Origin of the sequence: Rothia sp. HMSC065G12 (assembly GCF_001811455.1) — a bacterium.
GTDB classification, from domain to species: domain Bacteria; phylum Actinomycetota; class Actinomycetes; order Actinomycetales; family Micrococcaceae; genus Rothia; species Rothia dentocariosa.
Genome location: NZ_KV804815.1, coordinates 305,327 through 320,255, shown reverse-complemented (window position 1 = coordinate 320,255; position 14,929 = coordinate 305,327). Strand labels below are relative to the sequence as shown.

The window sequence follows — 14,929 nt, the reverse complement described above, 5'->3', positions numbered from 1 at the left end:
GCGCTCGCTGTCAGATATCTCTCGTTTGCCATTGAAACGGTAAGATGCAGGGATACGTGCCCCAGAGGTACATAAAGTATCGCAGGGTGAATATGCACATTATCAGCAATCAAAGGAATCTATCTTGCATACCGGTCATGAGTCGAATCCGCTACGAGATTCGCGCGATCGACGTCTCACTCGTATTGCGGGTCCTTCCGCACTTGTGTTCTTCGGCGTCACGGGCGATCTTGCCCGCAAGAAACTGCTCCCTGCGGTCTATGACCTAATGAATCGTGGTTTGTTGCCCCCAAGTTTTGGTCTTGTTGGGTATGGGCGCCGCGAGTGGGATAACGATGATTTTCGTAACTATGTGCGTAAGTCTGTGGAAGAAAATGCGCGTACCCCATTCCGTGAAGATGTCTGGAACCAATTTCAGAAGGGTATGCGGTTTGTTCGCGGTAATTTTGATGATGATGCCGCATTTGAACGTCTCAAAAATACTCTTGCTGAGCTCGATGAACTTGGCGCCCAAGGGAACCATGCGTTCTACCTCTCTATTCCGCCGAAGGCTTTCGAACAGGTGCTGTCGAAGCTTGCCGAGCACGGTTTAGCCTCACGCGATAACGCGAACAATAATCCCAGGAACGGGTGGCGTCGTGTCGTTATTGAGAAGCCGTTTGGTCACAACTTAGAGTCAGCGCGTGAACTTAATGGAATTGTGGAACGTGTATTCCCCCCGGATTCAGTGTTCCGTATTGACCATTATCTGGGTAAAGAGACCGTTCAGAATATTCTAGCGATGCGTTTCTCAAACCAGATGTTTGAACCGGTTTGGAACGCAAATTATGTGGACCACGTGCAGATTACGATGGCTGAGGATATCGGCATTGGTTCTCGTGCTGGCTATTATGATGGTGTGGGCGCTGCACGCGATGTGATTCAAAACCATCTGCTTCAGCTGTTGGCTCTAACCGCCATGGAGGAACCCCTTAGCCTTGATTCTAAGCATCTTCGCGCTGAAAAGGCTAAGGTACTGGAAGCGGTACGTATTGATGATCTGGAAAATTCTTTCGCGCTCGGCCAGTATGCTCCCGGTTATCAAGGCGGTGAACATGTAAATGGTTTCTTTGATGAGAAAGATATTCCTGCGGACTCACGCACAGAAACTTTTGCGGCTCTTAAAGTCAATATTGACAACCGCCGCTGGGCAGGAACTCCGTTCTATCTGCGTGCGGGTAAACGGCTGGGTCGCCGAGTAACTGAGATTGCGCTTCTCTTCAAGAAATCTTCTGACCGTCTCTTTGGTAAGGAGAGTGAGGTTCCTGCAGGACAGAATGCTATCGTGATCCGTGTGCAGCCTGATGAAGGTATGACGATCCGTCTTGCAGCTAAAGTTCCCGGTACTCAGATGGAGATCCGCGACGTCAATATGGATTTTGGGTATGGACACGCCTTCACCGAAGCATCTCCTGAGGCATATGAACGTTTGATTCTGGATGTGCTCTTAGGTGAACCGCCGCTGTTCCCTCGCCACGAGGAGGTTGAACTTTCGTGGAAGATCTTGGATCCATTTGAGAAATATTGGGAAGAGAACAAGATTAAACCCGAGCCCTATGAATCCGGTTCATGGGGTCCACGTTCGGCTCAGAAGATGCTTGAGCGTGATAACCGTGCCTGGAGGCGCCCGTGATTTCGCATCTGCAACACACGAATGTTTCTGCTATTTCAAAGGAACTTTCTGATCTTCTGGCTTCAAACGGCAGTCTTAGCAGCAGCCGTGTACTTACCTTGGTGGTACTAGCAGAAAAAGGACATTCTCGCGAGGCTATTAATGCGGCTATCCGGGCTTCGCACGAGCATCCGAGCCGGATCATTGTGCATATTGCGCATAATAGTGGTGCGCCCGATCAACTGGATGCCGAGATTCATGTGGGTGGAGAGGCCGGCGCTTCTGAGCTTATTATTCTGCGCGGCTGGGGTAGTGCATCAACGCCGACAGAATCGTTGATTTCTGGCCTGCTTTTGCCGGATTCTCCTATTGTTGTGTGGTGGCCGCATTCCGTCCCTGAGAATCCGGGTGAGGATTCAATTGGTAGGATTGCACAGCGCCGTATCACAGATTCGGCACGCGCATATGATCCGATGGCTGTTCTTACGCATCTTTCTAAGGTTTATCAGGCTGGAGATAGCGATCTTGCCTGGACACGTTTGACGCTGTGGCGTACCCAACTGGCAGCTCTTTTGGAGCAGATGCCTGACTCCCCTGTTAAGCGTGTAGTGGTTTGGGGGTCTGAGAAGTCTCCTTCGGTTGTGCTCCTTGGCGCTTGGCTTGGCTGGAAACTCGAGGCTGAGGTTCATCTTGCAACTATCGGCGCAGCAGAACGGGGTCTTTACCGTGTAGCTATTGAGCGTGAAGATGGACAAACGATAATGTTCCGTCCTGGCAAAAACATCGCTATTATTGAGACTCCGTATACACCTGATCAGCAGATTCCACTACCAGTTCGTACTCTAGCGGATTGTATTTCTGAGGAGTTACGCCGACTTGACCCTGACACTATGTATGGGGAAGTTTTAAAGTCGGCATTCCCTACTCTGGAAATGCATCCTGCTCAGTGCGATGCTGAACCTTTCCTTAATACTTCTGAATTTCCCGAGGTTTTTGATGCCTAAGACCAACAATATTGGTGAGAGTACTCCAACTTTAATAGCGCATCCTTCTCGGGAGGCGCTTGCCTCTGATGCCACTACGCGTATCTTAGATGTTATTGAGCATGTACTCACCGAACGTACCGTGGCTCATGTCTCTCTTACAGGTGGCACGATGGGCATTGCTACTCTTCGTGCATGGGCTCAGTCTCCACGTGTTAAGGATATTGACTGGTCGCGCGTTCATTTCTGGTTCTCGGATGAACGCTTTGTTCCCGAGCGTGATCCGGATCGGAACGATGGACAAGCAATCGAGGCGCTTCTCACAGATTTAGTAGATCTTGGTTTTCCGGTTGAAAACGCGCATCGTATGGGTCCTTCCGATGTCATGATTGATGTTGAAGCTGCTGCCGAGCACTATGCCTACGAAATGCGCAATTTTGCGGGTTCTGCTGAACCCGTGCGTGTTGAGATGCCTGAGGGGGCATCCGAGCTTCCATTAGCGGGAGGGCACGGGGAATCTGCTTCTCAGCAATCTGGAGGCAGCTGCGGATGCGGTGGTTGTGGATGCGGCGGCGGCTCGGATATATGGCCTGTCCCCATTTTTGATGTTACGCTCCTAGGGATGGGGCCTGATGGTCACATCGCTTCGCTGTTTCCCAATCGGCAGCAAGTCCTTCTGGGCACGGGTTTACCAGAGGATCCTGTGGACGGCGCTAAAGCTGTGACGGTAATGGTCAAGGATTCCCCTAAGCCACCTAGCGAACGTGTATCTGTCACGCTACCGGTTATCAATAATTCGCGCCATATTTTCTTTTTGATTACCGGCGGTGATAAACAGGATGCGACAACCCGTCTTCTCAAGGGTGCACAAGTTCCTGCTGAGGACATTACTGCCGATATGCTCCTAGAAACTCCAGCAATCGGGGCTCGTGGGCAGAAACAGACCCTGATTTTTGCGACGGAAGAATCGCTAGCTTAGGACCCACAAATTTTTCTAGTGGGGGTTACAATCTTAGAATTATAACTCCCACTTTTATTTCGCGTCCCTAGTCTCATTCACCCTATTGAAAGTATTGAGGTTACTTGATTCTTGCCGCGCCTTTTCAGCGAGCTCGGTCGGATGCGGTCGCAGCTTTTCAGTGAGCTCGGTCGGATGCGGTCGCAGCTTTTCAAGCGCCCGCAGGCTTTTGGCTAGCACGGTTGAACCTTTCATTTTTGGCCGCAAAACCTCGGGAACCTCGACACTCACGCCGTACTCCCCCGCTAATTGCACCAAGAGCTGCACGAAGGAACCACCACGATTAATATCGCTTACAGCTGGCAACATGTTCTCTAGCACCTGCACAATACGCCACCCCGCCAACGGGCTAACAGAGGCAGCGTCCTGTAAACAGCTGGCTGCCCGGGCCGGTTTAACCCATCCCTCTCGGAGCAGGTAGGCCAGTTCATCCGCAAGTAAAGAAGTATTGAGCATTCCACGACCCGCAAGAACGGCAATAGATTCGGCGGTGAGAGCCCTGTGCTCAGCTGCTGCTGCACCAGTTAGCCAGCCCAACACGGAATAGGCGGGGTCTTGCAGAACCTGATGTGTGTGGGTGATGGTATCCAGTAGGGCGTCAAGCCCCTTGACGTGTTTCTGGAATCCTGTTGTAGTGACGAACGGCATGCTCTGCGCTGCCAATGTATTGGGGTTATTCCGCAGAAGCCACGCATACCATTGCATAAGGGTACAGTGAAAATCGTCGATTGCCTGAACAGCACGGTGCATAAACTCTTCCGGAATGCCTGCCGTGTTCAGAGCCGCCTGTGCGAAAGGCATCTGTGCGGTCGGTAGTTCGTGATCTTCAATAAGCCACATCATCAGGCTGCCGTTGGGAGCCTCAGCATAGGCTTGGTCGTACATATTGTGAGGACGCGGGCGGTAAGTGAGAGGTTCAACATGGCGTGTCCAGGTGCTCTCTTCTGCGTGAGGTATAGGCGCAAATACAAGGTTTTCTGGATGTTCTAAACAGTTAATCTGCTCTTGACAGAGCCCCGCCGGTCCACGATAATTTGTGGTCGTTTTCTCTATACGGGGTTTTTGACGCCCCAGAGATCCAGTGTGCTCAACCTGGTAGGGCTGGATGGTTTCGCCAGTCTGGGGGTCGGTATGGAATTCATGCCGGTACCCGGTAAAACCTTGCGGCAGTTTTTTAAAAAGTTTTCGGTGCGGGGCAATTACCCGGTACGTCAGATAGTTGCCTAACGCATGAGTACCCGAGCGGATACCGGAATTCACGCATCGTTCAGCCAGAAAGTCCTGCTGGGCCGTATCAAGAGTAATGCGAGGATTATGCGCTAAATAATCAATGAGTTGCGGGAGCTGCGAACCGTCACCTGTGCCTTGGAGACAGGGAATAAGACCATCCATAAACTCAGCATCACTAGTATAAATATGCACCTGTGGGGTTGAAACGTGCTGCTCTAAAAGTTGCGGCAGATTCTCGGGAATCATGACGCTGCCCATTACTTGCTCCGCGTGAGACGGTGCGCTAGTTTTATCCGCCGCGGCTTCAGCAGGAGACATGAGTGTTTGCGCAGCGGGCTGCAGATCAGGCGGTAGAGATTCTGCGGTTTCCCTCATCAAGCCGTCCACATCTTGAGTATACTCGGGGTGCGTTCTAGCAATAGCGCCAAGGAGTGCGATCTGCGCCCGGAGTATTTTCTTCTCGGTGCGAAGCATCACGGTGCGAGAGACATTAAGTAAGTCATGAATCTGGGGTTCGGTCAGCTTTTCGACGCATGACATCAACATTTCTTGAGCCAATCCCACGGAGGTTGAGGGAACGGTGGTGAGCACTGAGGTGAGCAGGGTGATGTTACCAAGGTTCTCGTCTGGGGTGGGGTTCATCCCCCGATAGATGTAGTGGAAGATACTGGTGTTCTTAGCGGAAAAGTCGCGGAGCATCGCTTTCAGACATTCAGTAAGCAGGCGGTCACGGAATCCGTCAAAATTCTCCTGCAGCATGTGGAAGAGAGCGAGCGTGTCCGCGTTTTCACGCCCTGACCACTCTTTCCGAAGAAGCCCTTCATCTGTGAAACACGCCCACATTTCGTGTTCTAACGTCTGAGGGTTGTTTTTGAAGAAAGAGATAACCTCTTCCCGATTCTCGGATGAGCCAATGTACATGTCAGGAACGGCCGTCACGAACCCCCAGAGGTAGGAGCGCGTGGTATTGGTAAGTCCGCGTTCGTGAAGAAGCTGATGTATCTGCACCCAGAGCGTGGGCAAGTCGTAACCAAACCTGCCATAGCCACGCTCGTTAACGAACCTGGTTATCCAGGTGTTATCACGTTCGCTGAGTCCAAGCATCATGGCTTCTGTGCGTTGGCTAAGGTATTGTTCCGATTCAGCGGTTGAAAACTTCCAGTTCGCCTCACCGGGTAATCCCCTGTCGATGAGGTTTAAGAGCTCAACACCCATATGTTTGTTGAAGATTCCGCCCAGCGCAGCTGCCGTGTAGACGCATATAAGCCGCTGCTCGGTCGTTCCTTCACGGCTGTAGCGGTCTATGAGCTTTTTAATGGAGAGTGTGCGTGCAAGGCTCTTGCGTTCGTCCTCGGTGGCGCCGGTGAGAACTTCATGGTACTGCCAGAAGGTGGCGTCATCACGTTTCAGTAGCTCCCGCAGGCGGGCGCGACGTTCCGTAAGACTGGGTTGCGGTATTTTTGGGGTCATAGCAGTCTCTCAGTTTCTACACTTATGGTTGTGCGCAGCGGTGTTGGTCCAGCAGTTCTTGGGCTTGGTCTCGGGCCTGCTCCGCAAGCTCGGTTGGATGAGGCTGCAGCTTTTCAAGCGCCCGCAGACTTTTCGCCAGCACGGTTGAGCCTTTCATCTTCGGCTGCAGCGCCTCAGGAATCTCGATACTCGCCCCGTACTCCCCCGCTAATTGCACCAAGAGCTGCACCAGCGTACCGCCCCGGTTAACCTCGCCCACGGCAGGCAGTATGCCTTCTAGTACCTGCATAATCCGCCAGCCCGCCAAGAGGCTAATCGACGCAGCATCCCTAAATGTCTGCTCAATTCGTTGAGCCAACACGTGGTGCTGGTCTAACAACCAATACAGTTCTTTGGCGAATAAAGTAGTATCGAACATACCCCGATCGACCAGGGAGGCGAGCGCCTCCGCAGCATTGGCGCGCACCTCGGTAGTTTTAGCGCTAGCACCAAGCCCGAGTGCGCTGTAGGAGGCGGCACCCAGTGCTCGGTGCATATCACCTAGGATGCGCATGATGATATCGGCGCCATAAGCATTATGGGCATGGATAGCTGCCACAAGAATAGGCATGGTCTGTGCGCTGAAAATATCTGGGTTATTCTGCATCAGCCAGCCGTACCACCCCATGACCGTGCGGTACGAAGGATAGTATTTTGATTCCACCATACGGTGCACGTACTCGATTTGCGTGCTGTTGGTGTTATACGCAGCAGCTTCGACGGAGAGCGCGGCAGCATCGGGCGTATCTGTTCCAACCCACAGCGGGAATTGCAGAGGGAAGCTGTGCTCCCGAGCAAGATATAGCGATTCCCAATACTGGGTGAGGACTGTACCCGTAGTGCGTTCAAGGGCTACACGCTGGGGGGCAAAAGGCGCAGCCACTACGCTGGTTTCTGCGTCTTGACCCGCAAAAATCAGGGCGAACAACTGCTCCATCAGCAGCATGTGAGGCCCGCGCTCATTGAGACGAAGTTCTGTCCCTGTAACTTTTATGTTAAAGGGACGAGGGTGATACTTCTTAGCCGTCTGTTCATCTACTATCACCGGGTCCCCGTGCTCATCGCTGAGGTAGAGACGTTCTGTATACCAGGTGGGGATGATCGGTATCTTAGCAATATCAGCGTGTTGTATCTGCCCGCTTTTGATGAGTGCCGCAATGGCAAGGTACGGGATATTGGGACTGGAGAGGGTATAAATACCGAATGATTCTTCTATGAGAAGTTCACGAGCTTCCCAGAGAAGCTGCCGCTCTGCATCGTTTATTTCTAGAGTGTCGGCATGTTCCAAGTACTCCAGGATACGCGGAATATCGGTGCCATCGCCTCCCTGGAAGGTTGTTGCCAAGCATTCCATGAGTTCCCGATCCGTAGTAATAGGCGGTCGAGGCGTCAAGCACCCCTGCGGTTCACGATCCTTCGGAGTGATGTCCGGTACCGTGATGCTCCCCGCTGCGTCCTGGTGCGTGGGTGTTTCTCGCACCGGATCATTGATGAGCTTCTGGGCCTTGTCTTGAAGGTCCAAGGGCATAGATTTGAAAGCATCCTGTACTGTCTGGCTTACTTGTTCAGTACATTCGGGGTGGACTTTAAGCAGTAGAGAAAGAAGCCGTATCTGAGCGCGCAGAATTTTCTTTTCGGTGCGCGTCAGCACTGTTACTGAAACCTCAATGAACTCACGTGCTTGCGCGTCGGAAAGCTCGTAAACTGCCTGCTCCAGCAGATCTTGCGCCATGGCAATAGCTGGGCTATACGCCGTCCCCAGCACCGAAAGGTAGAGCGCAAAACGCTCCTTAATTTCTTGAGGTATTGGCTGCAGAGCAGCATGGGACCGATAAAAATGCCGCACGTGGTGGGCCGAGTAGTCGCGCAGGAGCCCTTTGAGCGTTTCATCCAAGAACCTGGGACGAATATCTGGAAAAGTTTCGCACATGACCTGAGCAAGAGCCGAAAATGACGACGAACTTCGATATTCCGGCTGCAAGGTGGGATCCCACCTAGACTGTGCGAGTACCCCTTCAGCTGTGAAAGCATCCCAAAATTCTCGTTCCAGCAGCACAGGATCGTGACGGAAGAACTGCTCTATATTCTGATACTCTTCCGCAGACTTTTCTCTCACGTGTGGGACGGCATTCATCATCATGCAAAGATACCCTGGCGATAAGCTCGTCAGCGAATGTTCACGTATAAGTTTATTGAGGTGTGTCCAGGAACGTATGGACCAATCGTCTGAACATTCTTCAACAAAATGCAGAACCCACTCATCGGATCGTTCTATTACCCCTTGAGTTAAGAATTCCCAGAGCTGCTCAGTAGCAGGCATAGGCGGCTCAGGAATAATATTAAAATTCTTATCTCGAAGAGGATGAAAAAGTTCACTTATGATCCTTACCGCACGCGGAGCCGAAGAGGTTAAAGCCCCTACTGCATATGCGGCCAAAGCTGCTTTCTCCCCTCGGGCTTTCGCAAGTTTCGTGGGCGATAGCGTCCTTGCCAACGACGCGCGTTCTTCCTCTGCCGCCCCGCTAATCACCGCGTGATAATCCTCAACGGTTGCGTCGTCACGTTTCATGAGCTCCCGCAGGCGGGCTCGACGCTCTCCAAGGCTCGTGTGCTGCGAATAGTTCTTCTCGTCCATCATTACCTGTTTGTATATTTGGGTGTGTACGGAAAATATGCTTCTTTGCGGATGCAACCCGGTATCAGGCTAATTCAGTCCGCCGCGACGTTTAATGCTTACCGCCAGTACATGTTTACAGGGGCCTCGGGTGCCCCGGTATTTCACCCACCACGGGCAGGTGCACCGGTATTCTTCGATTTTCTCGGCGGGGGTTACCGTGTAGAACGTGTCCCGCGACTGTACGCGATAGGTGCCGTCTCCGTAATCCCGCACCGCACCGGAGTCAATAAGTTTCTGGGCACTCACAAGCCGCGGATGCATAGCCTGCAGAGCATCCGCCTGCACGGGCAGCGGCCGGTGGAAGTACTCCCCTGCCTGCACATCAAAACCGACCTGTCCGGAGGATGCCAGTAACGCGAGGGCGTCGCGTACTTGAGTATCGTTCAGCCCGCTACGTGCAGACATGACGGGCACCTCAATACGCGGCTCAAAGGAGAGAAGCACACTAAGCATATCCGCGTTTTCAGCAACTGACGGATTGGAGAGCGCCTGCAACACAGAACCTTCTCCTGAGAATCCGCGTGATTTTTCGGGACTCAGCCCAATGCTCAGGCGCGCGCCTGGCAAGTGGGCCACCCACACGCTTGACACCGGGGTGTTACCTGAGATGACCGGTTCGCTGTATGCTTCCAGACGGGTCATGAAGCGGATGAGCGGCTCAAGCACCCGCAGCCGCTCCGGTCCGGCCACACACACCGACCCAACGGTGGCTCGGGTAGCCAGCCTCAGTGAACGCACCGCACGGGTTGCCCACATGACGCTTTTCGTGGCGGATCGGCGCGGCAGCCCCTGGATGAACATGCGAGCTGCTGCCCCGTCCAGAGAATGAGTGGGCTTCATCAGGGACGAGAGCATCTGTGTTTCGGCGAACCCTTTGAGCCAGCGTACTGGCAGGGGCACTTTATCTTCCTTCACTTCACCGTCTAGGGTGGTGGTCAGCACCCCATCATTCCCCACATCCATGTGGAGAGGTTCGCCAGCCCGGAGAGAAGCTAAAGCAGTGCGAAGCGGCGGATTCACGTCCACATTTGTCACGCCCACAGCACTGTAGGTGGCATCTAGGGCGGAGGAGTCTACGTCAAGTCGGGCGTAGACACCACAGCAGGCGCTAAAGGATTCAAACCGGAGTCCCTCGCTGGTGCTGGTCACTACCGGGTCGGCAGCCCGCAAAATGGCGGCGACCATGCCGGGTGGGGTGTAGTAGCGGGTGCGGGCCACGCGCGCAACCACCAATAGCGACGCCGCGATTACATCAGGGGGCTCCATGAATCCTGAGAAGAAGTAAGGGTGTGCCGCCGCGCCTTCCGGTGTGCTGCCACCGCTAGTTGCTAAAGCAAGTCCAAGACTGCCGTCTTGTTCATGCAGTAAAGAAGGGTTTAGATATGTATAGGTTAGAGTCTGTGCCATGGCGATCCCTTCAGTGGTTGGATATGCTAAGTTTTCGCCTTATCACTACTATGCCTGAACCCCGAAAGTTTTGGCCTCTTTTCCGTCATCCCAGGGAAAATATTATCTACTTGTCTCTATATCAGACACTCGTCATGACTTGATCCTCCGTCATCTTATGCACCGACAATCTCCATAATTACTACAGTAGGACATATAAGAAGCCCCGGCAGATGTACCTGCCGGGGCTTCTTGAAATATATAAAGTCTATATGACGAACTGTCCGTTAAAACGTAGTGCTAGGCCGTAAAGCACCACGGCAATAACCCAAATAACGGTAACTGTAATGGTCAGACGGATTAGGTTCTTAGAAGCCATACCTGAAGAATTCAGTGAGCTGGTCATACCGCCACCAAACATATCGGACAAGCCACCACCCTGACCGCGGTTCAAGAGCACCAGAAGCACGGTGATAATGCTGGTAATCACGATGACTACCAAAAGCACATTCATAATGATGTCCACAGCGGGCCTTCCTAATAGGTAGATGATAAAGCCTGTCCCATGGCAGACCTTAATAACTATACGGTATAGAGACTCTGTGGTCATTCTCTAACACGTAATAACGCGTAGAGCGAAGGGCTAAATTACTGCCTAAACTGAGTGACACGCCGCTGATATTCGCTGGGGGTAAGCTGAAATGCATCCGGACGGTCTCGCAGTGCTCGCCCCGCATCAAGTGGATTTCCCTCAGTATCGTAGGCGTAAACATAACCGCCCTGAACAAGATAGTACGTAAATTGTTGGGCTACACCCCAGTAGTTGCCGCCTTCGGCATAGAATCCCAAGTCTACCCAATCGCGTAGTTTTACCTGAACGGGCACTTCTGGGGAACTTGTACGATGGTACAGCCAGTCCAGGAAACTATCACGTTTATTTTCAAAATACACGATCTGCGGAGTCTCAGCAGTAGGCGCAGAGACTCGTCGGCCTCGAATAATGAGGACCACTATGACCGCCAAAAGACCTGCAACGACAAGGGATATAATTGCAAACATAGTTAAAGTCTAACGGGTTGAGTTTCCGGGATGCAGGAACTTAGCTTATAGGGTAGCTACAGTTTGCTACTCCACAAATAAAAGACCTTCCCAGGAGTGATAACCGACACCTGGGAAGGTCTTTTATTTTACGATGCTAAAAATTTATGATTCTTTTTGAACCACTTTTGCTTCAGACTTTTCTTCTGATATCTGATCGTTTTCAGAGTCTTCAACCTCGTAAGGTTCATAAGATTTGAAGGGCTGTCCCTTTTCAGGATACCGTTTAGGCGAGATTGACAGACCCATCTGAACCTTCTCGTGATACACCTCAACTATTAGCGCCACCACGATTAACGCAATCACAACAGCGAAGGGTAACGCAATAATAATCAGCGTATTCCGCAGAGCGTCTAGCCCGCCAGCATACAGCAGCACGGTTGCAATACCCGCGACGATAACACCCCACACAACTTTCTTTCCGTTAGTGGGGATAAGACGCCCATCTTCAGAAAGCATTGAGAGCACATAAGTTGCTGAGTCTGCGGAGGTAATGAAGAAGGTAAAGATCAGGATGATTGCGATGATCGACATTAACATACCCAGCGGGTAGTGTTTGAACGTGCCGAACAGCAGTTGTTCATCCTCTAGTTTCGTCAGATTCTCTAGACCGTTCTGCTGTACCGTATTAGCCATCGTACCGAAAGTGGAGAACCAGATGAAGCTTACGACGGTAGGTATCAGAAGTACTACAGTAATAAACTCACGTATTGAACGGCCTTTGGAGATGCGGGCGATGAAGAGGCCAACGAAGGGCGACCAAGAGATCCACCATGCCCAGTAGAAAATGGTCCAGGTATCAATCCAGGCGCGTTCGTCACCATTAAATGCGGCGGTTCGGAAACTCATCTCGAAAAAGTTCTGCATGTATAGACCGATGGATTCCGACATATTGTCAAAAATCTTGACGGTAGGGCCAACCGCAATAGCAATCGCCAGAAGTGCGATAGCCAGAATCATATTAAGATTTGAAAGGATTTTAATACCTTTACCCAGCCCCGAAAGAGCTGAGAGCACAAAGAGAGCAGTGGTTATTACGATAATAACAGTGCGTACCTCCATGCTATTAGGAATGGCATTATCAGTGAGGTAGCTCAGCCCACCATTAATCTGAATAGCACCGAAGCCAAGCGTGGTTGCCACACCAATAACGGTTGCCACCACAGTAACAATATCTATAATATATCCCAGCCAGCCATCGGTTTTTTTACCGAAAAGCGGCTTAAGTGTGACAGAAAGAAGATATTTCTCTTCCTTACGGAAACCGAAATATGCTAGAGCCATAGCCACAATACCGTACACAGCCCAGGCGTGTATACCCCAGTGGAAGAACGTAAATTGGAAGGAATCCGCCATTGCTTGCTGTGACTCCGGTGCAGCATGCGGAGTTTTGTTAGCAAAGTGTGAAAGCGGCTCGGCAGCACCATAGAAAACTAGACCGATACCCATACCAGCCGAGAAAAGCATGGCAATCCACGAACCAGTGGAATACTCGGGCTTTGAGTCAGGCTCTCCAAGCTTAATTTGCCCCATGGGGCTTAAAACAAAAAACCCGCAGACCAATACTATAAGAGTTACAAGCAGGAGGTAAAACCAACCGAAGTCAGTTCCGATCAGCGCCCTCCAGTTTTTAGAAACTGCCTCGTAACCCGGAACAAAACCCAGAGCCACTAATATTAATGAAATAATTAATGAACCAATAAAAACAGACGTATACTTGCGTGATTTCATATCTCACCCTCCTAAAACGCTTAGGCATAAGTGTAACAAATCTCGAAGACTCCACAAAACCACACATTTTAAACACACAAAAACCATTTGAATTATATTTAATTAAATTAAATTTAAATAAAGCACAGCTAACTGCATCAAAATAACTCAAAATCCTTAATCATTTTGTTATATTTTAGATATTATTATAATAATATTAGCCGTAGATCTATACCGAAAATCGCTAACTTTCCACATTTTTACAGAAAAATTTTAGGTACCACATATTTTGCCCCGAGGCTGCGTTCTCTTACCCTAAGACAACTTTATGCACATCTGGTAGCATCATCAGAACCTCCATCGTTAGATCTTCTCCCGGAAATGTAGGGTCAATAACCTCGCGCCAGAACCTTAAATGCTCCTTATCCACCCGGTGCTCTGATTCTTCTACAGGTTGTGCTCCCTGCCCCTGTACGCTGTACCAGTACAAGTACATATGCCCATCACGAACCTCCGAAAAGATCGTTTCAACATACATTTTCTCGGGCGCTAAAGTCTGCTCAACGGCATCCATATTCTGGCGAAGAAAATGCATCCATTCTACAGCTCGCTCTTCTTGACCTTTTCGCACCCGAAATCTGGTGAGCTCAACCTGCATCAATATCAGCCTTTCTAAATATGGAATGAGAATATTTCTGTTCATGTTCGTAACATCACACAAAATGGTAGGCGCCTAGCGCACGAATACACGTATGCTAGACGCCTTTAATACGAATTGCTGCTTAGCTATGCGTCAAAACGCGCAATTGCTGCAAACTCTTCAGCCTGAAGGGAAGCGCCACCTACCAGCACACCATCCACATCTTCCTTCCCCATAATAGAGGGCGCCGAAGAAGACTTAACCGATCCGCCGTAGAGAATACGAACCTTCTGAGCAACGTCTGTAGAGTAGAGCTTTTCAAATTCAGCACGTATAGCCGCAGACATTTCCTGCGCATCATCGGCAGTTGCGACCTTACCAGTGCCAATTGCCCATACAGGTTCATACGCAACCACAAGAGTTTCTGCTTGCTTGGCGCTCAAGCCTACAATAGAACCGCGAAGCTGCTCAAGGGTAAAGTCCACATGAGTGCCAGCCTCACGAACTTCCAGAGCTTCACCAACGCACAGTACCGGGGTCAAATCATAGGTGTAAGCAGCCTGCACCTTAGCAGCGCATAGTTCATCACTTTCGTGATGGTAAGTGCGACGCTCAGAGTGTCCTACGAGAACGTATTTCGCACCAAGTTTCTGCAAAAACGCACCAGAGATCTCTCCGGTGTATGCACCGGATTCATGTACAGAAATATCCTGACCACCATATTCAATGCTCAGTTTGTCGCCTTCAACGAGGGTCTGTACGGAGCGAATATCGGTAAAGGGAGGGAATACCGCTACTTCAGTCTTTGTAAAATCAAAATTCGAATCATCAAGAGTCCATGCTAGCTTCTGGACCAGCGTAACGGCTTCAGCATGGTTAAGATTCATCTTCCAGTTACCGGCGATCAGCGGTTTGCGCGACATATTTTCGCTCCAATCCCCCGAAAAATCAGGGTATAGATTCGGAAATTTCTATCTTCCATTTTAATGGTTTGATCACTCAAAAACACTAAATACTCTAGGTTTTA

11 protein-coding genes are annotated in these 14,929 nt (G+C 50.8%); 3 read left to right on the top strand and 8 right to left on the bottom strand.

Features of this window, described 5'->3' with window-relative positions; all coding sequences use genetic code 11:
- The first annotated feature begins 124 nt into the window (after window positions 1-124).
- From zwf to HMPREF2804_RS06635, 3 genes are read left to right on the top strand one after another with little or no spacing between them, the layout of a single operon-like run.
- Complete coding sequence (gene zwf / locus HMPREF2804_RS06645) at window positions 125-1,672, top strand: glucose-6-phosphate dehydrogenase (protein WP_048752215.1); 1,548 nt, start codon at window positions 125-127, stop codon at window positions 1,670-1,672.
- Window positions 1,669-2,655 (top strand): glucose-6-phosphate dehydrogenase assembly protein OpcA, encoded by a 987-nt coding sequence (locus tag HMPREF2804_RS06640; protein WP_070450181.1) that lies wholly within the window; start codon window positions 1,669-1,671, stop codon window positions 2,653-2,655. Before zwf ends, HMPREF2804_RS06640 begins: the two co-directional genes overlap by 4 nt.
- The gene (locus tag HMPREF2804_RS06635; protein ID WP_070450178.1) at window positions 2,648-3,613 is read left to right on the top strand and encodes a 6-phosphogluconolactonase; all 966 of its coding nucleotides are present in this window, start codon (window positions 2,648-2,650) and stop codon (window positions 3,611-3,613) included. The genes HMPREF2804_RS06640 and HMPREF2804_RS06635 overlap by 8 nt, the downstream gene beginning before the upstream one ends.
- A 54-nt stretch (window positions 3,614-3,667) precedes the next feature.
- On the opposite strand, the gene HMPREF2804_RS06630 is transcribed toward HMPREF2804_RS06635, so the two are convergent.
- From HMPREF2804_RS06630 to tpiA, 8 genes are all read right to left on the bottom strand, one after another.
- A complete protein-coding gene (locus tag HMPREF2804_RS06630) occupies window positions 3,668-6,352 on the bottom strand; it encodes a DUF6493 family protein (protein WP_246824202.1) in 2,685 nt (894 codons plus the stop codon).
- A gap of 22 nt (window positions 6,353-6,374) precedes the next feature.
- Window positions 6,375-9,029, bottom strand: coding sequence for a DUF6493 family protein (locus HMPREF2804_RS06625; protein ID WP_048754066.1), 2,655 nt, complete (start codon window positions 9,027-9,029; stop codon window positions 6,375-6,377).
- Window positions 9,030-9,095: 66 nt separating this feature from the next.
- Window positions 9,096-10,475 carry an SWIM zinc finger family protein gene (locus HMPREF2804_RS06620; protein ID WP_070627788.1) on the bottom strand — a complete coding sequence of 460 codons (1,380 nt, stop codon included), beginning with the start codon at window positions 10,473-10,475 and terminating at the stop codon, window positions 9,096-9,098.
- A 247-nt stretch (window positions 10,476-10,722) separates the two neighbouring features.
- Window positions 10,723-10,980: a preprotein translocase subunit SecG gene (gene secG, locus HMPREF2804_RS06615; protein ID WP_172461380.1), complete on the bottom strand. Its 258-nt coding sequence runs from the start codon at window positions 10,978-10,980 to the stop codon at window positions 10,723-10,725.
- Between the two features lie 122 nt (window positions 10,981-11,102).
- A complete protein-coding gene (locus HMPREF2804_RS06610) occupies window positions 11,103-11,513 on the bottom strand; it encodes a hypothetical protein (RefSeq protein WP_048752228.1) in 411 nt (136 codons plus the stop codon).
- 144 nt (window positions 11,514-11,657) lie between these two features.
- The gene (locus HMPREF2804_RS06605) at window positions 11,658-13,283 is read right to left on the bottom strand and encodes a BCCT family transporter (protein WP_048752230.1); all 1,626 of its coding nucleotides are present in this window, start codon (window positions 13,281-13,283) and stop codon (window positions 11,658-11,660) included.
- A 289-nt stretch (window positions 13,284-13,572) separates the two neighbouring features.
- Window positions 13,573-13,920 (bottom strand): DUF6176 family protein, encoded by a 348-nt coding sequence (locus HMPREF2804_RS06600; protein WP_070448673.1) that lies wholly within the window; start codon window positions 13,918-13,920, stop codon window positions 13,573-13,575.
- 128 nt (window positions 13,921-14,048) lie between these two features.
- Complete coding sequence (gene tpiA, locus HMPREF2804_RS06595; RefSeq protein ID WP_048752234.1) at window positions 14,049-14,825, bottom strand: triose-phosphate isomerase; 777 nt, start codon at window positions 14,823-14,825, stop codon at window positions 14,049-14,051.
- Window positions 14,826-14,929 lie beyond the last annotated feature (104 nt).

What these genes read in the sequence shown, in the direction of transcription:
- HMPREF2804_RS06610 (WP_048752228.1), bottom strand. Translation starts at nt 11,513, where the DNA reads ATGTTTGCAATTATATCCCTTGTCGTTGCAGGTCTTTTGGCGGTCATA.
- HMPREF2804_RS06630 (WP_246824202.1), bottom strand. Translation starts at nt 6,352, where the DNA reads ATGACCCCAAAAATACCGCAACCCAGTCTTACGGAACGTCGCGCCCGC.
- HMPREF2804_RS06625 (WP_048754066.1), bottom strand. Translation starts at nt 9,029, where the DNA reads ATGATGGACGAGAAGAACTATTCGCAGCACACGAGCCTTGGAGAGCGT.
- HMPREF2804_RS06620 (WP_070627788.1), bottom strand. Translation starts at nt 10,475, where the DNA reads ATGGCACAGACTCTAACCTATACATATCTAAACCCTTCTTTACTGCAT.
- HMPREF2804_RS06635 (WP_070450178.1), top strand. Translation starts at nt 2,648, where the DNA reads ATGCCTAAGACCAACAATATTGGTGAGAGTACTCCAACTTTAATAGCG.
- HMPREF2804_RS06605 (WP_048752230.1), bottom strand. Translation starts at nt 13,283, where the DNA reads ATGAAATCACGCAAGTATACGTCTGTTTTTATTGGTTCATTAATTATT.
- HMPREF2804_RS06600 (WP_070448673.1), bottom strand. Translation starts at nt 13,920, where the DNA reads ATGCAGGTTGAGCTCACCAGATTTCGGGTGCGAAAAGGTCAAGAAGAG.
- tpiA (WP_048752234.1), bottom strand. Translation starts at nt 14,825, where the DNA reads ATGTCGCGCAAACCGCTGATCGCCGGTAACTGGAAGATGAATCTTAAC.